Origin of the sequence: Variovorax frigidus, from assembly GCF_051216515.1 — a bacterium.
Taxonomy (GTDB): domain Bacteria; phylum Pseudomonadota; class Gammaproteobacteria; order Burkholderiales; family Burkholderiaceae_C; genus Variovorax.
Window position 1 is genome coordinate 392,942 of sequence record NZ_JBPJZF010000004.1, and the last position, 18,542, is coordinate 411,483.

Annotated in this window: 14 protein-coding genes and 2 pseudogenes; 6 read left to right on the forward strand and 10 right to left on the reverse strand. The window is 69.9% G+C overall.

Going from position 1 to position 18,542, the window contains the following annotated elements:
- The first annotated feature begins 39 nt into the window (after window positions 1-39).
- Window positions 40-2,937, forward strand: a complete 2,898-nt coding sequence (gene gcvP / locus ACSFBC_RS14130) for an aminomethyl-transferring glycine dehydrogenase (protein WP_435510953.1) — start codon at window positions 40-42, stop codon at window positions 2,935-2,937.
- Between the two features lie 43 nt (window positions 2,938-2,980).
- The gene (locus ACSFBC_RS14135) at window positions 2,981-3,766 is read left to right on the forward strand and encodes an SDR family oxidoreductase (protein ID WP_435510954.1); all 786 of its coding nucleotides are present in this window, start codon (window positions 2,981-2,983) and stop codon (window positions 3,764-3,766) included.
- Window positions 3,767-3,823: 57 nt separating this feature from the next.
- On the opposite strand, the gene ACSFBC_RS14140 is transcribed toward ACSFBC_RS14135, so the two are convergent.
- A complete protein-coding gene (locus tag ACSFBC_RS14140) occupies window positions 3,824-4,594 on the reverse strand; it encodes an exodeoxyribonuclease III (RefSeq protein WP_435510955.1) in 771 nt (256 codons plus the stop codon).
- Window positions 4,595-4,636: 42 nt separating this feature from the next.
- Window positions 4,637-5,527 (reverse strand): DUF3014 domain-containing protein, encoded by an 891-nt coding sequence (locus ACSFBC_RS14145; protein WP_435510956.1) that lies wholly within the window; start codon window positions 5,525-5,527, stop codon window positions 4,637-4,639.
- Window positions 5,528-5,744: 217 nt separating this feature from the next.
- Between ACSFBC_RS14145 and pdxR the strand changes: the two genes are divergently transcribed.
- The 4 genes and pseudogenes from pdxR to ACSFBC_RS14165 all read left to right on the forward strand — a co-directional run bounded on the left by pdxR (window position 5,745) and on the right by ACSFBC_RS14165 (window position 9,336).
- Window positions 5,745-7,163, forward strand: a complete 1,419-nt coding sequence (pdxR, locus tag ACSFBC_RS14150; protein ID WP_435510957.1) for a MocR-like pyridoxine biosynthesis transcription factor PdxR — start codon at window positions 5,745-5,747, stop codon at window positions 7,161-7,163.
- A gap of 492 nt (window positions 7,164-7,655) precedes the next feature.
- Window positions 7,656-8,000 (forward strand): annotated as a pseudogene (locus ACSFBC_RS14155) (carboxymuconolactone decarboxylase family protein); the annotation flags it as partial.
- Window positions 8,001-8,012: 12 nt separating this feature from the next.
- Window positions 8,013-8,141 (forward strand): annotated as a pseudogene (locus ACSFBC_RS14160) (flavin reductase family protein); the annotation flags it as partial.
- 52 nt (window positions 8,142-8,193) lie between these two features.
- Entirely contained in the window at window positions 8,194-9,336 is a 1,143-nt protein-coding gene (locus ACSFBC_RS14165) for a TPM domain-containing protein (protein WP_435510958.1), read from the forward strand.
- Window positions 9,337-9,373: 37 nt separating this feature from the next.
- Here ACSFBC_RS14165 and ACSFBC_RS14170 read toward each other — a convergent pair whose 3' ends face one another.
- The 8 genes from ACSFBC_RS14170 to ACSFBC_RS14205 all read right to left on the reverse strand — a co-directional run bounded on the left by ACSFBC_RS14170 (window position 9,374) and on the right by ACSFBC_RS14205 (window position 18,530).
- The gene (locus ACSFBC_RS14170) at window positions 9,374-10,597 is read right to left on the reverse strand and encodes a DUF1501 domain-containing protein (protein ID WP_435510959.1); all 1,224 of its coding nucleotides are present in this window, start codon (window positions 10,595-10,597) and stop codon (window positions 9,374-9,376) included.
- A 265-nt stretch (window positions 10,598-10,862) separates the two neighbouring features.
- On the reverse strand, window positions 10,863-12,416 hold the full coding sequence (locus ACSFBC_RS14175; RefSeq protein WP_435510960.1) for a DUF1800 domain-containing protein: 1,554 nt from the start codon (window positions 12,414-12,416) through the stop codon (window positions 10,863-10,865).
- An 84-nt stretch (window positions 12,417-12,500) separates the two neighbouring features.
- Window positions 12,501-13,178 (reverse strand): DsbA family oxidoreductase, encoded by a 678-nt coding sequence (locus tag ACSFBC_RS14180; RefSeq protein ID WP_435510961.1) that lies wholly within the window; start codon window positions 13,176-13,178, stop codon window positions 12,501-12,503.
- Window positions 13,179-13,543: 365 nt separating this feature from the next.
- Window positions 13,544-14,842 (reverse strand): UDP-N-acetylglucosamine 1-carboxyvinyltransferase, encoded by a 1,299-nt coding sequence (locus ACSFBC_RS14185; RefSeq protein WP_435510962.1) that lies wholly within the window; start codon window positions 14,840-14,842, stop codon window positions 13,544-13,546.
- A gap of 31 nt (window positions 14,843-14,873) precedes the next feature.
- Window positions 14,874-15,638, reverse strand: a complete 765-nt coding sequence (locus tag ACSFBC_RS14190; RefSeq protein ID WP_435510963.1) for an alpha/beta fold hydrolase — start codon at window positions 15,636-15,638, stop codon at window positions 14,874-14,876.
- The gene (locus ACSFBC_RS14195) at window positions 15,635-16,816 is read right to left on the reverse strand and encodes an MFS transporter (RefSeq protein WP_435510964.1); all 1,182 of its coding nucleotides are present in this window, start codon (window positions 16,814-16,816) and stop codon (window positions 15,635-15,637) included. The genes ACSFBC_RS14190 and ACSFBC_RS14195 overlap by 4 nt, the downstream gene beginning before the upstream one ends.
- Before the next feature lie 56 nt (window positions 16,817-16,872).
- Window positions 16,873-17,304: a carboxymuconolactone decarboxylase family protein gene (locus tag ACSFBC_RS14200; protein WP_435510965.1), complete on the reverse strand. Its 432-nt coding sequence runs from the start codon at window positions 17,302-17,304 to the stop codon at window positions 16,873-16,875.
- Window positions 17,301-18,530: a lyase family protein gene (locus ACSFBC_RS14205; RefSeq protein WP_435510966.1), complete on the reverse strand. Its 1,230-nt coding sequence runs from the start codon at window positions 18,528-18,530 to the stop codon at window positions 17,301-17,303. Before ACSFBC_RS14205 ends, ACSFBC_RS14200 begins: the two co-directional genes overlap by 4 nt.
- Window positions 18,531-18,542: the final 12 nt, after the last annotated feature.

Consider the following 18,542-nt stretch of genomic DNA (forward strand, 5'->3'; position numbering starts at 1 on the left):
CCGCTTCTGCTTCTTCGTCCCCGTCTTTTCTTCACCGCCATGTCGACCACCTTCCCCACCCTGCACGAACTTGACACCGCCGACGAGTTCATCGCCCGCCACATCGGCATCGAAGCGGCGGACGAGGCGCGCATGCTGCCGGTCATCGGCTCGGCCACGCGCCAGGCGCTGATCGACGGCATCGTGCCCGCGGCCATCCGCCGCTCGAAGCCGATGCAGCTGCCGCCCGCGGTGAGCGAGGCCGATGCGCTGGCCGAACTGAAGAAGATGGCGGCGAAGAACAAGGTGGCGCGCAACTTCATCGGCCAGGGCTACTACGGCACGCACACGCCCGGCGTGATCCTGCGCAACGTCCTCGAGAACCCGGCCTGGTACACCGCCTACACGCCCTACCAGGCCGAGATCTCGCAGGGCCGCATGGAGGCGCTGGTCAACTTCCAGACCATGGTCTGCGACCTGACCGGCATGGCGATCGCCAACGCCTCGATGCTCGACGAGGCCACCGCGGCGGCCGAGGCCATGACGCTCGCCAAACGCAGCGTCAAGAGCAAAAGCAACATCTTCCTGGTGGCGGGCGACTGCCATCCGCAGACCATCGAGGTGCTGCGCACGCGCGCGGCGCCGCTGGGCATCGAGATCAAGGTCAGCACCGCCTCCGAAACCCTGCCGCACCTGATGGCGAGCTGCGAATTCTTCGGTGTGCTCGCGCAGTACCCGGCCACCACCGGCCAGGTCCACGACCTGCGCCCGCTGGCCGGCCATGCGCACGCCTGCGGCGCGGCCCTGTGCGTCGCGGCCGACCTGCTGGCGCTCACGCTGCTCACGCCGCCCGGCGAGTGGGATGCCGACATCGTCTGCGGCACCACCCAGCGCTTCGGCATGCCGATGTGCAACGGCGGGCCGCACGCGGCCTACCTGGCCTGCCGCGACGCGTTCAAGCGCTCGCTGCCGGGCCGGCTGGTCGGCGTGAGCGTCGACGTGCATGGCGCCCCCGCCTACCGCCTCGCGCTGCAGACGCGCGAGCAGCACATCCGGCGCGAGAAGGCCACCTCGAACATCTGCACGGCGCAGGTGCTGCCGGCCGTGGTGGCCAGCATGTATGCGGTCTACCACGGCCCCGCGGGCCTCTTGCGCATCGCGCAGCGCGTGGCCGCGCTCACGGGTGTGCTGGCCGCGGGCCTGGAGCAGATGGGCTTCGAGCTGGCCCACGCCACGGCCTTCGATTCGCTCACGGTGAAGAGCGGCGACGGCACCTCGGCGATCCTCGAACGCGCCCGCAGCGCGGGCGTGAACCTGCGCCACCGGCTGCAGCAGCACCTGGGCATCTCGCTCGACGAGACCCACACGCGCGCCGACGTCGAGACGCTCTGGGCGCTGTTCGTGCGTCCCGGCACGCCGATGCCGCGCTTCGACACGCTGGCCGAGACCGCCGAGGTGCGCATTCCGCAAGACCTGCGCCGAACCAGCGCCTTCCTCACGCACCCGGTGTTCAACACCCACAAGAGCGAGACCGCGATGCTGCGCTACATCCGCAGCCTCTCGGACAAGGACCTCGCGCTCGACCGCAGCATGATCCCGCTGGGCAGTTGCACGATGAAGCTCAACGCGACCAGCGAGATGATCCCGATCACCTGGCCCGAGTTCGCGAACATCCATCCCTTCGCGCCCGCCGACCAGCTGCAGGGCTATGCCGAGCTCGACGAACAACTGCGCGCCTGGCTCTGCGAAGCCACGGGCTATGCGGGCATCAGCCTGCAGCCCAACGCGGGCTCGCAGGGCGAGTACGCGGGCCTGCTCGCGATCAAGGCCTTCCATGCCTCCAAGGGCCAGGGCGGCCGCAACATCTGCCTGATCCCCTCGTCGGCCCACGGCACCAACCCGGCCAGCGCGCAGATGGTGGGCATGCAGGTGGTGGTGACCGCCTGCGACGCACAGGGCAACGTCGACCTCGACGACCTGAAGCGCGCCTGCGAAAAACACAGTGAGCATCTGGCCGCGGTGATGATCACCTACCCCAGCACGCACGGCGTGTTCGAGACTCGCGTGAAGGAACTCTGCGCGCTGGTGCATTCGCACGGCGGCCGGGTGTACGTCGACGGCGCCAACATGAATGCACTGGTGGGCGTGGCCGCACCGGGCGAGTTCGGCGGCGACGTGAGCCACCTGAACCTGCACAAGACCTTCTGCATCCCGCACGGCGGCGGTGGGCCGGGCGTGGGTCCGGTGTGCGTGGTCGACGACCTCGTGCCCTTCCTGCCCGGCCATGCGACCGCGGGCATCGGTTCCGAAGGCCCGGGCGCCGTGTCCGCCGCACCGCTGGGCAACGCCGCCGTGCTGCCGATCAGCTGGATGTACTGCCGCATGATGGGCGCCGACGGCCTGCAGGCTGCCACCGAAACCGCGATCCTCTCGGCCAACTACATCAGCGCGCGCCTGAAGGACCACTACCCCACGCTCTACGCCAGCCCCAACGGGCACGTCGCGCACGAGTGCATCCTCGACCTGCGCCCGCTCAAGGAAACCAGCGGCGTGACCGCCGAGGACGTGGCCAAGCGCCTGATCGACTACGGCTTCCACGCGCCCACGCTGAGCTTCCCGGTGCCCGGCACGCTGATGGTCGAACCGACCGAGAGCGAGCCGCTGGCCGAACTCGACCGCTTCGTCGACGCGATGATCGCGATCCGCGGCGAGATCCGGCGCATCGAGGAAGGCGTCTGGCCGCAGGACGACAACCCGCTCAAGCACGCGCCGCACACGGCGGCCAGCCTGATGGCGACCGAGTGGGCACGGCCCTACGCGCGCGAACTCGGCGCCTACCCGCTGGCCGCGCTGCGCCAAGCCAAGTACTGGTCGCCGATCGGCCGGGTCGACAACGTCTACGGCGACCGTAACCTGTTCTGCAGCTGCCTGCCCGTGGAGGCGTACGCGGCCGATTGAGGCGGGCGGCACAATCGCTGTTCCCTTTCACACGGAGACATCGATGAGTCAAACGAACCAGCCCCTCGACGGACAGATCGCCTGGGTCACGGGCGGCGGCAGCGGCATCGGCCTGGCCGGCGCGATCGACCTCGCGAAGGCGGGTTGCCGCGTCGTGATCTCCGGGCGCGATGCCGGCAAGCTCGAGGCCGCGGTGGCCGAGGCCGAAGCCAAGGGCGCGCCGCCCGGTCGCATCAGCGCCATGCCGCTCGACGTGGGCGACCGGCCTGCGGTCGACAAGGTCGCGGCGGCCATCGAGGCCGAGCATGGCGGCGTCGACATCCTGGTCAACAGCGCCGGCATCAACTTCCCCAAGCGCTTCTGGAGCGAGACCGACGGCGACACCTTCGCCAAGGTGGTGAACATCAACCTCAACGGCGCGACCTTCTGCACGCTGGCCGTGCTCAAGGGCATGCAGGCGCGGCGCCGCGGCACGGTGATCAACATCGCCTCCTTCGCGGGCTGGCACCAGAGCCTGCTCACCGGCCCGGCCTACGTGGCGAGCAAGGCCGGCCTGATCGCGATGACGCACAACTTCAACATCGAGCAATGCGTGCACGGGCTGCGCGCCACCTCGGTGTGCCCGGGCGAGGTCGCCACGCCGATCCTCAAGAACCGGCCGATCGAACCGAGCGCGGAAGACAAGGCGCTGATGCTGCAGGAGGAAGACCTGGGCCGCACCATCCGCTTCATCGCCGAGATGCCGCCGCACGTGTGCATCAACGAACTCGTGATCGCGCCGGTCCACAACCGGATCTTCATGGGCGGCAGCGAACTGCAGCGGCGCTGAGCCTCGGCTGAGCTTCAGGCGGGCGCCTCCCGGCCCGAAGACGGCACACCCCTGCGCTCAGGCCAGCACGATCCAGGTCGGTGCATGGTCGCTGGCGCCGGGGCGCCCGCGCACCTCGCGGTCCACGCCGGCCTCGCGCAGCCGCGGCGCGAGCTCGGGGTTGAGCAGCAGATGGTCGATGCGCAACCCGGCGTTGCGTGGCCAGCGGTTGCGCCAATAGTCCCAGTAGGTATAGATGCGTTCGTCCGGATGCAGCATGCGGATGGCGTCGGTCCACCCCTGCTTCAGCAGCCGCGCGAAGGCGGCGCGGCTCTCGGGATGCAGCAGTGCGTCGTCGCGCCAGGAGGCCGGGTTGTAGATGTCGGCGTCGGTCGGTACGACGTTGTAGTCGCCGCAAAGCACCACCGGCAGCCCGCTGCGGAACAGCCTGGCCGCATGCGCATTGAAATGCTCGAACCAGGCCAGCTTGTAGTCGAACTTCGGCCCCGGTTGCGGATTGCCGTTGGGCAGGTAGAGGCAACCGATGACGACACCGTCGACCACGGCCTCGAGGTAGCGGCTCTGCACGTCGTCCTCGAAGCCCGGCAGTCCGCGGCCGGTCTCGATCGGCTCGCGGCCACGCGCCAGGATCGCCACGCCGTTCCAGGCCCGCTGGCCATGGAACAGCACGCCATAGCCGGCGGCCCGGATCGCGGCCGCGGGGAAGTTGGCATCGGGCGACTTGAGCTCCTGCAGGCAGGCCACGTCGGGCTTCGACGTTTGCAGCCATTCCAGCAGGCGTTCCAGCCGGCCGTTGACGCCATTGACGTTGAAGGTCGCGATCTTCATGTTCGTTCCCATCGAAAAAGCCGCGCGACCCGCTGCGCGCCGTCAGCGCTTGGTCGCGATCTCACCGGTCGCGACCTGCGCGCGAAAACGCTTGAGCACGGCCTTGAGCCTGCGCTCATGGGCCACACCCATGCGCACCATCATCTTCTGCCCGCTGGAGAGCGATTCGAGCGCGGGGTCGGTGAACTCGTAGCGCGTCCAGGGCCGGGTCGCGGTGAACTCGCCGCGCACCTCGGTCAGCTGAACGGAGATCGGACCGCGGGGCTCCGGCGCGGCCAGCAGGTGGTCGATGGTCGCCACCAGCCGGTCGTTGAAGTAGCGCCCCGGATAGCCGAGCTCTTCGTAGGCCTGCTGGAACAGCGGGTAAAGCCGAGCATAGAGCGCCGCTGCGCGCTCCGCGTCGATGGCCTCGGCCAGGCCCACGACCGCGTCGTAGCGCGCTGCATTGCCAGCGTCGATGCGCTGCACTTGTCCGGCCGGGCCGGCCACGCTGAAGTGCTCGGGCGTGGGCTGCACCGGCCACAGGCGCGATGGGGTCTGGGCCCGCGGCAGGTTGTCGACCGTGGCCACCACACGGCGCACGAAGCCGTCGACGTTGAGCATCGCGGCCACGCGCTTGGCACCCAGCCAGCCGTTGAGTGCCGACGTGATCTGCGCATCGGACGCGGCCAGCGTGGGCAGCACCGCATCGGGTTCGGCCAGCGCGTCGATGGGGTTCTGGGGCCCGGAAGCGGCAGGCTGCGGCGCGGGCGCCGGCACGTCGGCGGGCGCCGCGGCCGCGACCGGCGGTGGCGCGGGCGGCACGGCGGCACGCTGCTGCCACCAGTACCAGCCACCGCCCGCGGCGGCGATGGCGATCAGCACCAGGATGACGATCTTCGAGGCCGAGCTCTCGCGCGCGGGCCTGAATTCGGAGGGTTCGCGTTCGGGCATGAAGGAGATTCCTTGGTTCCATCGCCGCAGGCGCGGCGATGCGGTTCATTGGAAACCATGCCACGCCGCCACGGCGTAACGCCTTGTGTAAGCCGCGGACAACGCAGGACATGGGACTCGCCCGCGCATGGCCTACTTGCCAGCGCCATGAATCGAGGCTCGGGCAAGTCCATGACAAGGGTACGATGGCGACCGGAAAGTTCCCTCCCGTCCTGCCATGACCCCTGCGAAGACCGGCCCGCTGTCCGCATGGGACCCCGCGGCAGACATCCCCCTCTACCGCCAGATCTACGAGCGCTTTCGCGGCGCGATCGCGAGCGGCCTGCTGAAACCGGGCGACCGGATCCCCTCCGCACGCGCGCTGACCCAGGAACTGGGCCTGGCACGCGGCACGATCGAAGCCGCCTACGCCCTGCTGGCTGCCGAGGGCTACACCCAGGCCCGCGGCCAGGCCGGCACCATCGTCACGCCGGGGCTGAAACCGCGAACCCAGCCGACCCCTGAAGTGGTCACCGCGCGCCACGCACCCTCGCTCGGTTTTCGTCCCGATTCCGTGCTGCCCTTCCAGATGGGCCTGCCCGCGCTGGATGCCTTTCCGCGAAAGATCTGGGCCCGCCTGGGCGCACGCTGCGTGCGCGCGATGCAGCCCATCGACATGACGCATCCCAGCGTCTATGGCCTGCCCGCGCTGCGTGCCGAGATCGCGGCCTATCTCCAGGTGTCGCGGGGCATCCAGTGCACGCCGTCGCAGGTGTTCGTGACCTCGGGCTACCGCCACAGCATCGAGCTGATCGGGCTGGCCTTGCTCAAGGCCGGCGATCGCGTCTGGCTCGAGGACCCGGGCTATCCGCCGACCAAGGCCTTGCTGCAGCACCTGCGCATGGCCTGCGTCCCGGTGCCCGTCGATGCCGACGGCCTGGTGGTGTCCGAAGGGCTGCGCCTCGCGCCACGGGCGCGGGCGGCGGTGGTCACGCCCGCGCACCAGAGTCCGCTGTGCGTGTCGCTGTCCCTGCCCCGGCGCATGGCGCTGCTGGACTGGGCCGCGCGCAACGAGGCCTGGATCATCGAGGACGACTACGACGGCGAGTACCGCTATGCGAGCCGCCCGCTGCCGGCGCTCAAGAGCCTGGACCGCGAAGGGCGCGTGCTCTACGCAGGCACCTTCAGCAAGGTGCTGTTCCCGAGCATCCGGCTGGCCTACCTGGTGGTGCCGCCGGCCCAGGTCGAGCGCTTCGAGCAGATTCTTCAGACCTTCGCAGGCGGAAGCCCCGCACTCACGCAGGCCATCGTCACCGCCTTCATCACCGAAGGCCACTTCGCACGCCACATCCAGCGCATGCGCAAGCTCTACGCCGAGCGCCGCGATGCAACCCGCGCCGGGCTCGAAAGCGCGCTCGGCGCGCGCATGCACATCGATTCGCCACCCGGCGGCATGCACCTGATCCTGCGCCTGCAGGGCCGACGCTCGGACCGCAAGCTGGCAGCACGCATGCGGGAGGCCGGCCTCTATGCGGAAGCGCTGACGCACTGGACCCAGGACCACCAGGGCAGCCCGGCCCTGCTGCTGGGCTTCACAAACATCGATTCGCAGCGCAGCGCCGAAGCGCTGGGTCGGCGCATCCTGGACCTGATGTGAGCGCCATCATGGCCCAGTCTCAAACACCGATCATGGCTCTTTTGGTCTAGGCCAAGAATGCGCACCATGGAGTCCTTTCCAACCGTCAAACACAAGGACTTTCCATGACGACCTCTCGCATCGACTACGCCACGATCTCGCCCGACATCTACAAGGCCTTCGGCGCCGTGCACACGGCCGTCCACAAGGGCAGCCTGCCCAAGGCACTGATCGACCTGGTCTAGGGCCTGTTCACACTATTTCCGGGGATCGCGTTGGTTGAGCCAGGGGCTGGATGCAAGGCGCCCGTGCGCAGCAAGGCTGAAGCCTTGCAAGCGCGGGCAACGCCGCAGACGGCCCCTGGCTCAGCCAACCCTTCGGGAAGGCCTGCCATGACGGGCCACTCGGCGTTGCGTTCCTTGCGCGTGCTTCAGCACGCGCGGCGTCACGCGCCTTGATTGGCCCGCCATGGCAGGCCTTCGCGACCCCGGAAATAGTGTGAACAGGCCCTAGCGCGTGTCGCAGATCAACGGCTGCGCCTACTGCATCGACATGCACTCGCGCGACCTGCTCAAGTCCGGCCTCGCGATCGACAAGCTGGTACTGGTGCCGGTGTGGCAGGAAGCCGGCGCGGTCTTCAACGCCCGAGAACGCGCCGCGCTGGCCTGGGCCGAGAGCATGACGCGCGTGGCCGATACCGGCGTGCCCGACGCCGACTATGCCGCCGCCACGGCCGAGTTCGACGACAAGGAACTGGCCGATCTGAGCTACGCGATTGCGCTGATGAATGCGTTCAACCGTTTCGGCGTCTCGTTCCGCATGGCGCCTGCCGCGGCCGTGGCGGCGGCCGGCACCTGAAACCGCGCGAGCGGTGAAGGCGGCAACGTCAATGCCGCAGCACCCTTCAGCATGTTCAACATGGTGGGCGAGGGGCCGCCGATCGTGATGCTCAGCCTGCGTCGGTGCGACGACGCCTCGCTCGAGGACACGGCGGTCAGCCGATCGACCCCGTCTGACAACCCGGCCGGGCCGCTGCCGCTAGCATCGGCCCATGCTTTCTCCTTCCGTCTGCCGTGCGCCCGCGCACCGTCCGTGGGCCACGCCAGTCGGCATGGCCTTGTTGCTGCTGCTCGCCCTGTGCGTGTGGGCCCTGCCCTTGCCGGCTGCGGCCAAACGCATCGCGGTGCCGGCACGGCAGTCGCTGGTGACCGACCTCACGGGCACGCTGAGTTCGAACCAGATCGCCGCACTGCGGGAAAAACTCGACGGGTTCGAGCGTGACCACCAGGCGCAGCTCGCGGTGCTGGTCGTGCCGACCACGGGCGACGACAGCATCGAGTCCTTCGCGACGCGCGTGTTCGCCAGCTGGAAGCTGGGCAGCGCGAAGGACGACGACGGCCTGCTGCTGCTGGTCGCGTTGAAAGACCGGCGCATGCGCATCGAAGTCGGCCAGGGGCTCGAGGGCCAGGTGCCCGACGTGCTGGCGGGCCGTATCGTGGACCAGCAGATGATGCCGCGCTTCAGGCAGCAGGACTACTACGGCGGCATCGACGGCGCCGTCGATGCACTGATCGAACGCGTGGGCGGCGGCCTTGTGGTGCCGCCCTCGGCCATGGGCCAGGACCCGCAGATCGGTGAGGTGATCGACACCGAAGGACAGCCATCCGAATCCAGTGGCGGCGTCACGCCCTTTGGCTGGGCCTTCTTCGCGGTGGTGTTTGCGGCCATCGGCGCGGCCTGCATGAGGTGGCGTTTCGCGCGGCGCTTCTTCGCGGGTGCGGGCGTGCTTGCGGGCGTGATCACCGCATCGGTCATGCACTTCGGCGGCGAGCAGACGCTCACCGGTGTCGGCGTGGCACTGGGCAGCGCCGTCGCGCTGTTCCTGCTGGCCCTGATCGCCGTGGGCATGCGCATGGCCTGGGGCCAGGGACTGGCCGCCTTCGCCATCCGCTGGGTCATCGTGCTGGGCATCACGGGCTACGTGGCCTGGGAGAACCCCGAGGAATGGATTCCGGTCGCGATCGCCTTCGGCCTCTCGATGCTGTTCGCGTTCTTCCCGGCCAGCAACACCGGCGACAGCAGCGACGACGACTCCGACAGCGGCTGGAGCAGTTCCAGTTCGTCGTCCAGCAGCAGCTCTTCGAGCAGTGGTGGCGGATCGAGCAGCGGCGGGGGCGCGTCGGGAAGTTGGTAAGTCGGTAGGTTGGTAGGTTGGTAAGCGCAACCCGGATTCAGACCAGGCCGAGGTCCTTCGCGGCCACGCCGCCGAACACATGGTCGAGCTGCGCGGGCGACAGCCCGTACATGCGCGCGAACAAACCGGCGAACACCGCACGGTACTCGTTGATCACCGGGTGGTCGCGGTTCTGGAACAGCGCCGCGGGCTGCGTCAGTGCGACCTGCTCGCCGACGATGCGCCCGCCGGCCTGGGCCCCGAGCCCGCCGCCCAGCACCCAGTAGACCGTGCCGTGCCCGTGGTCGGTGCCCTTGTTGCCGTTCTCGCGGAAGGTGCGGCCGAATTCGCTGATGACCACCACCACGGTGTCGCGCCATGCGGTCTCGCCCATCGCGTCGGCGAAGCCGGCCAGGCCGCGGCCCAGTTCCTCGAAACGGTTCGCGAGGTAGCCGGTGCCCGCGCCCTGCCCCACGTGCGTGTCCCAGCCGCCGACGTCGACAAAGCCGAGGTCGAAGCGCTCCTGCATGAGCCGCGCCATGCGCTGCGCCACGAGTTCGAAGCCCTTGGCCGTCATCGCGTTGCGGCTGGCCGCGTCCATTTCGGCCTTGACGGCGCGCAGCACCTCGTCGCGCACCGCGAAGCCCTCGGCCACGGGCTGGGCCAGTGCGGTGCCGCGGTACATCGATTCGATCACCCGGCTCTGGCGCGCGTCGATGCCCTGGCGGCCGACGTTGCCCAGCGCCATGTTGGCGGCCTGCGCATCGCCGCGCAGCGCGATCGGCAACTGGTCGGTGAAGGCGATGGGCGACACCGCCGCGAGCGGACCGGCACCCAGCACGCCCGCCAGCCGGTTGAGAAAGCCCGAGCGGTAGTCGCGGCGGCGGTCGAGCGCCTGGCCGAGTTCGATCGAATCCTGGGTCTCGAAGTGGCTGCGCGTGAGGTCGTCGGTGCCGGCAAAGGGAATGAAGGCCGCCTGCTTCTTCTGGAACAGCGGCAGCACGCTCGAGGCCAGCGCGGGGTGCAGCCCCCAGTCGCCGTCGAGCGCCAATGCGCCATTGACCTCGCCGGGCCGCGGCACTGCGATGCCGGGGCGCGAGGCGCGGTAGAAATCGCCGGCCGCGCCCGAGATCGGCACCAGCAGGTTGGCACAGTCGTAGGCACCGCGCAGGAACACCACCAGCAGCTTGGCCCCCTCGGCCGCGGGCGCGGCCATCAGGCGGCCGGCGCCACCGGCGAGCGGTGCGGCGGCCAGCATCTTCAGTACATCACGGCGTTGCATCAGACGTTCTCCTGCAGTGAAGGGTGACAGGCACGGCACCCCAGCGCGTGCGCAAACGAGCAGCCCAGGAACACCGCGGAACCGGCTGCGCCGGGCCGCCGGTGTTGCCCCCTGGAAGGGGGTTGGCGAAGCGACACGCAGTGCGCGAAGCCTGGGGGTGAGCCCAGGAACACCGCGGAACCGGCTGTGCCGGGCCGCCGGTGTTGCCCCCTGGAGGGGGTTGGCGAAGCGACACGCAGTGCGCGAAGACCGGGGGTAAGCCATTTCAGCGATGGTTGAACTCGGGGGACGCAAGGAAGAAGGTGTTCCAGTCGGGCGGCGCGCCAGCCTGCGCCAGTGCCGCGCGTGTGGCCTCGCTCAGCGTCGCCATCTCCGTGCGCACCACCGCCGAGTCGGCCAGCGGCGGGTACGACGGTTTCTCCAGCGGCGCCTTGTCGCCGGCGCGGAACAGCACCGCACCGCTGGCGCCAATGGCCCGCGCAATCTCGAAACGCGTGGCCATCTGGCCGGCACTGGCCCAGGCGTCCTGCGTGAGCGCATAGCCGTCGGGCGTCTCGTGGCCGTAGAGCGGCTGCCCCATGCGATTGAGCCAGCCCAGCATCGGCGCGAGGTCGGTCGCCACGCGCTCGCCATAGGCCAGCCGCACGCTGCCGATCACGTAGTGCACCGGGTCGCGGAACTTGTGGCCCAGCGAGGCCGCGAACTCGGGCGACTCGAACATCGTGCGCAGCACCGCGGCGATGTCACCGTCGCTGCGAAGAAAGGTCGCGCTCATGTGTTCGACCAGCACCGGCGGCGGCACGTCGGCCACGAAGTAGACGGCCAGCTTGCGCGAGACGAAGCGTGCCGTGGCCGGGGCGCGCGCCAGGCGGTCGAGCGCTTCGTCGGCTTCGGCCAGGCCGCGCTGCGTGATCGGCGCGCCCAGCAGCGTCTTGGCGCCGTCGTCATGCCGTGCGGGGTTGAACTCGAACAGTCCCTGGCGCACATAGGCGGCCTGCTGCGCGGCGGACAGCCGAGGCGGCGGTCCCTCGTCGCGCAGGGTCACGCCCAAGCCGCTCAGCACGCGCGCCAGCGACTGCACGTCGGCCTGCGAGTAGCCGCTGCCCACGCCCAGCGTGTGCAGCTCCATCAGCTCGCGCGCGTAGTTTTCGTTGAGCCGGCCGCCCGCGTTCTGCGCGTTGTCGAGGTAGCGCAGCATCGCGGGATGCCGTGCGGTGGCGCCCAGCAGGTCGCGGAAGCGGCCCAGTGCGTGCGGGCGGATGGCGGTCTCTTCGTAGTCGCCGACCAGCTCGCGCAAGCCGCCCTTGCGCGTGCTCACGTTGAAGTGGTTCATCCAGAACCAGGTCATCTGTTCCTGCAGCTGGTTGGGCGAGTACAGCGCACGCAACAGGAAGCGCTGCTGGGCCTCGCGGCTCAGCTGGTTGAGCGCCTGCTGGTAGGCCTGGCGTGCGGCCGCCTTCGCATCGTCATCGGCGAGCGCATCGGCCGCCTTGCGTTGGGCCTCGAGTTCGCGCGCGAGCCGGTCGACCGGCGTGTTGCTGATGCGCATCGCATCGATCTGCGCCTGCGCGGCGGCCGGCAAGACGGCCGGGCCCGGATGCAGTTGCGCGCCGAGCCAGCGCGGCACGCCCAGCGATTCCACTTGGCGCGCATCGCCAGCATTGGCGCCCCAGCTCACGCGATCGAGCCATTGCAGCCGGGCTGCGGCATCGGCGGGGTCGGCGGCAAGCCGGGGCACGGGCACGGTGCTGCAGGCGGCCAGCAGCAATGCCGCGAGCGCGATGCCCGGACGGAAAATCGACAGACGGATCGATGGCATGCCGTATTCAACCTTTCGCAGAGCGCTCAGGTTGACAGGCTCATGTCAACGCCGGATGAAGCCGGGTGACAAGCCGTCGCCGGCTCAGGCGTGCTGCGTCTTCTGCGCAGTGGCTTCGCCGGCGATCTGCCGCAACGCACGCTCGAACACCTCGACCGGCTGGCCGCCGGAGATCAGGTGCTGGTCGTTGATGATGACCGCGGGCACCGAACGGATGCCGGCCTCAGTGTACAGCTGCTCGCGCCGGCGGGTTTCCTCGGCGTACTCGTCGCTCTCGAGGATGACGCGGGCGCGCACCGGGTCGAGGCCGACCTCGGTCACGGCGCGCAGCAGCACCTCGATGTCCGAGGGGTTCTCGCCGTCGGTGAAGTAGGCCTGCAGCAGCCGCTTCTTGAGCGCCTTCTGCTGCGCCTCGCCCTCGCGCTCGGCCCAGTGCAGCAGCCGGTGCGCGTCGAAGGTGTTCCAGATGCGCTTGCGCTTGCCCTGGCCGAAGGTGAAGCCGACCGCAGCGCCGCGCTCGCGGATCGCTTCGGCGTTGGTCTGCGCCTGCTCGGCCGAGATGCCGTACTTGCGCGTCAGGTGCTCGACGGTGTCCTCGCCCTCGCGCGCCATCTGCGGGTTGAGCTCGAAGGGCTGGAAATGCAGCTCGGCCGTGACCTCTGGCGCGACCCGCGCCAAGGCGCTTTCCAGCGCGGTCAGGCCGATGGCGCACCAGGGGCAGGACACATCGGAAACGAAATCGATCTTGAGGCGGGCGGTCATCGGCGGGCTCTTCCAGGGCAGGGACAAGCCGCCATGATGGCGGCATGCGCGCCGCCCCTGCCGGCAGCGGGGCCGATCACCCCACCGCCACAGCGGGTCATTCTTCGCCAGGGCCTGTTCACGCTATTTCCGGGGTAGCGAAGGCCTGCCATGGCGGGCCAATCAAGGCGCGTGACGCCGCGCGTGCTAAAGCACGCGCAAGGAGCGCAACGCCGAGTGGCCCGTCATGGCAGGCCTTCCCGAAGGGTTGGCTGAGCCAGGGGCCGTCTGCGGCGTTGCCCGCGCTTGCAAGGCTTCAGCCTTGCTGCGCACGGGCGCTTTGCATCCAGCCCCTGGCTCAGCCAACGCGATCCCCGGAAATAGCGTTAACAGGCCCCAGTCCACTCCACCTGCACGCCCAGGCTGCGCAGGTTCTCGACGAAATGCGGGTGCGCGCGGCGGATCGGCGTGGCGTTGCGGATCTCGGAGCGGCCCTCGATGCTGGCCGCCACCATGAACAGCGCGATCGCCACCCGGATGATGTAGGGGCTCTCGACCACCGCCGGGGTCAGCGGTCCGCCGCCGAAGGTGATGAGCCGGTGCGGGTCGGACGAGAACACGTGGGCGCCGAACTTCGACAGCTCGCCGGTCCAGCCCAATGCGCCGTCATAGACCTTGTTCCAGAACATCGCGTTGCCCTGCGCCCGCACGCCCAGGGCGATGAAGATCGGCAGCAGGTCGACCGGGAAGTAGGGCCAGGGCGCGGCCTCGACCTTGGTCAGCACGTTGCTGGTGAACGGCGTCTGCACGCGCAGCGCGCCCGGCGTGCTGGCGCGCGACCAGCCGTCCTCGTGGGTGATCTTCACGCCGAACTTGGCGAAGGTGCGGTCGATCAGCGGGAAGTTGCCGGGCGCGGTGTTGCGCACCACCACGTCGCCGCCGGTGATCGCGCCCAGCGCGAGGAAGGTGGTGATCTCGTGGAAGTCCTCATCGAAACGGAACTCGCCGCCGCCGAGCGCGGTGCCGCCGTGCACCGTGAGCCGCGAAGTGCCGATGCCCTCGATGCGCGCGCCGATCGCGACCATGAAGCGGCAGAACTCCTGCACATGCGGCTCGGACGCGGCGTTGGTCAGCGTCGAGGTGCCCTCGGCCGCCGAAGCGCAGAGCACGAAGTTCTCGGTGGTGGTGACCGAGGCGTAATCGAGCCAGTGGTCGACCGGCCGCAACTGCCCCGCGCGCACCAGCAGCGAACCGTCCGCACGCTCGACCTCTGCGCCGAAGTGCCGAAACACCTCGACGTGCGGATCGATTTCACGCACGCCCAGCGTGCAGCCCTTGACGTTGTCCTCGAGCCGCGCCACGCCGAAGCGCGCTAGGAGCGGCGGCACCAGCATGATCGACGAGCGCATCTCCTCGGGCAGCCGATGGCGCACCGCATCGAAGGTGGTCTCGCGGTGGTGCAGGTTCAGCGTGCCGCTCGCGTGGTCCATCTCGACCTGGCTGCCCAGCGTGCGGAAGATGTCGAGGATCTTGCGCACGTCGGTGATGTCGGGTACGCCGAGCAGGCGCAGCGGCGCTTTGCTGAGCAAGGTGGCGCAGAGCACCGGCAGCACGGCGTTCTTGTTGGCCGAGGGCGTGATGCGGCCGCTGAGCGGGCGACCGCCGTGGACGATGAGATTGGACATGGGATGAAAGAGGAAGTGAAGGCGCGCCGGCTCAAAGGCTGCGCCAGAAATCGATGAGCAATTCGCTGAACTCGGCCGGTTTCTCGACCGCGCTCAGGTGCGCCGCGTCGATCGTCGCGCGCTTCGCATGCGGGATGGACTCGGCGATCTGCGCCGACATCGCGGGTGGCGTGGCGAGGTCCTGCGCGCCGTCGATCACCAGCGTCGGCACGGTGATGCGGCGGTTGCTCCCACGGAAGTCGATGCCGGCCACGGCCTTGCAGCTTTCGGCATAGCCGGCCGCATCGGTCGCCACCAGCATGCGGTGCAGCGCGGCGGCGGCCGCCGTGCCTTCGGGCGTAGCACGCCAGGCGGGCGTGAGCCAGCGCTCGACCGCGCCGTCGGCGATGGCAGCCACGCCCTCGGCCTGCACGCGCGCCACCCGCGCCTGCCAGGGCGCGGCATCGGGATAGTGCGCGCTCGAATTCGCGATGACCACGTCGCGCAGCAGTTCGGGCCGGCGCACCGCCAGCGCCTGCGCCGTCATGCCGCCCATCGACAGGCCGACGAAGTGCACGGGCTCGCCACCCGCTTCGCGCTCGATCAGCGCCGCCGCGTCGTCGGCCAGGGCCTCGATGGAGAAGGCCGCGGCCGGCGCGGCCGAGCCGCCGTGGTGGCGGTGGTCGTAGCGGATCACCGTGTGGGCGCGCGACAGCAGCGCGGCCACGCCGTCCCACATGTGCAGGTTGCAGCCGAGCGCATGGCTCAGCACGACGATCGGGCCTTCGCCTTCGCGCAGGAAGTGGAGGGGAATCATGGCGGGGTCTCCTTTTTTCGAATCATGGAAGCAACCGGCAGCCGGGGCAGCCAGAAGAAGGCGATGAGCATCAGCAACGCGCCGGCCAGCGCCATCGGCACCACCATCGGCCAGGCGCCGTTGGACGAGGCCGGGTCGATGAAGCTGGCGGCGGTCTGGCCGACCACGAAGCCCGCCACCATCATGCCGAAGCCCGACCACGACACCGCGCGCCCCGCCAGGTGCGGCAGGTCGCCCACCGCGCCGGCCTGGCCGCAGGGTTGATGGATGCCATGGCCCAGGCAATAGACCGCATGGCCCAGCAGCAACGGCCAGATCGACAGCGGCATCAACCAGCAGCCCAGGGCGGCGAGCAACGGGCCGGCCAGGCTCAGCGTGGCGCCCAGTTGCACGGTGCGCACCGCACCGCGCCGACGCAGCAGACGCCGGCACATCGTGGTGCTGAAGATGTAGACCAGCGAGCCGGCCGCGGGAATCCAGCCGTACTGGATCGGCGTGAGCCCGAGGTAGCCGATGTAGACCATGGGCGACAGCAGCAGGAAGGAGAAGATGCCCGCGTAGGTGCTGGCCGCGACCGAGGCCCAGGCGCGAAAGCTCGCACTCGCGAACACCTCGCGCAGGCTGCCCCTGGGCGCGGCGGCCTCGCCGACCCCCGGGCGCCGCAGCGTCTCGCCGAAGTAGCGGTGGCACATTGCCCACAGCACCACCGCATAGATGGCCATGCCGCCCAGCACCCAGCGCCAGCCCAGTTCCTCGACCGCGAAGGCGCCCATCACCGGCGCGAACAGCGCGACGATGCCCAGGCCCGTGAGCCCGCGCGCCATGATGTGGGGGCCCTCGTGCGCCGGGTAGAGGTCACGCACCGCGGCACGCGCACAGACCAGGATCGCGGCCATCGCGAAGCCGTGCAGCACGCGCAGGGCCACCAGCCAGGCCATGCTCGGCGCGAACACGCCGCCGGCCGACGCCAGCGCGTAGACGGCCAGGCCGGTGAGCAGCACCGGTCGGCGGCCGATGCGGTCGGCCAGCGGCCCGCAGACCAGCTGCGCGAAGCCGAAGGCCAGCACGAAAGCGGTCAGGCTGGCGCTGGCCGAACCGAGTTCGCGCGCGATCTCGGGCAGGGCCGGCAGGTAGCTGTCGGTGGCCACGGGCTGCGCCGCGAGCAGCAGCGGCAGCAACAGGGCAAAGGAAATCGCCGGTGATGGCGCGGAGGGTGGCGCCCCCGGGGCCGCACTCACTTCGGCAGGTCCGAGAGCAAGCCCTTTTCGCGCAGGATCGCGGTCGCGATGCCGAAGGCGTGATTGGCCACCGGCACGCCGCAGTAGATGGCCGCCATCAGCAGCACTTCCTTGATGTCGTCGGGCGTGAGCCGCGATTCGGGCGGCCCGTCGAGCGCGGCCCGCACATGCATCGCGAACTCTTCGTACGCGTGGGTGCCCAGCATCATCGACAGCACCATGTAGCGGCGCGTCTTGTCGCCCAGCGCGGGCCGGCCCCAGATGTCGTTCCACGCGTGGCGCGTGATGAGCTCCTGGAACTCGGCGTTGAAGTCGGTGCGCCTGGCCAGCGACTGGTCGACCCAGGCGTCGCCCAGCACGCGGCGGCGCTGCAGCAGGCCGCGCTCGTAGTCATCGGAAGAAGAGGAGGAAATGCTGTCGTCGCTCATGGCGAAACGTCCTTGGAAGTGGGTGCGCGAAGGGTGTCGAGGCGGGCCTGCAGGTCTTGCACCTGCGCGCGTGCGATGTCGGCCGCGCCCTCGGCCAGTGCCGGGTCGAACCATTCGTCCGTCGCCTCGCGCGGCAGCTCGGCGCGCAGCCCGTCGATCCGGGCGCGCATGCGCGCGGCGTCGACCTGCAATCGCGGCAATGCGCCGGCCAATGCGCGTGCCGCGCCCTGCACCGTGGTCCAGAGCTGCGGCCAGACGGCCAGCTCGGCCTGCCACGGCCCCAGGGCGCGCTGGTGCTGCTGCGGCATCGCGGCAAGCAGCGCGGCCACTTGCTGCGGCGCGCGCTGCGCGGCGGCCAGCGCGACCATCGAGGCCACGGGATTGCGCTTGTGCGGCATGGCCGAGGAGCCACCGCGGCCGGGCTCGCTGCCCTCGGTGACTTCGCCGACCTCATACTGGCCGAGCAAGGACAGGTCGAGTGCGATCTTGCCCAGGCTGCCGGCCACCAGGCCCAGCTCGCAACCCAGCGCCACGGCTTCGTCGCGCTGGGTGTGCCAGGTGGTGCCGGGGTCGCGCAGCTGCAGCGCAGCCGCCAGCCGGGCCCGCACCGCGTCGCCCTGCCCCTTCATCTGCGCCAGCGTGCCGACCGCGCCGCCCAGCTGCAGTTGTAGCGCGCGCGATGCGAGGTCGCCCAGCCGTTCGCGGCTGCGCACCAGCGGCGCCGCCCACTGCGTGCACACCAGGCCGAAGCTGGTCACCGAGGCCGGCTGCATCAGCGTGCGGGCGAGCATCGGCGTGGCGGCGTGGGCCCGCGCGTGGCCGAGCAAAGCTGCGATCGCCGCATCGAGGTCGGCCTCCAGCAGCGCCAGCGCCTCGCGCATGGCCAGCGCCATCGCGGTGTCGATCACGTCCTGGCTGGTGCCGCCCAGATGCACGAAGGGCAAGGCCTCGGGATGGCGCTCGGCCACGCGCGCCTTGAGCGCCAGCACCAGCGGGATCGCGAGGCTGCCGGCGCGGCCGCTGTCGCGTGCGATCTGCGCGGGGTCGAACAGCGCCGGGTCGCAGCAGGCGGCAATGGCTTCGGCCGCAGCGGAAGGGATCAGCCCCACATCGGCCTGTGCGCGCGCGAGTTCGGCCTCGAAGCGCAGCATCGCACCGACGACCGAAGGGCCGTCGAAGACCGCCTGGATCTCGGGATTGGAAAGAAAGGCGTCGAAGATGCTCATGGAAGAAGGCGT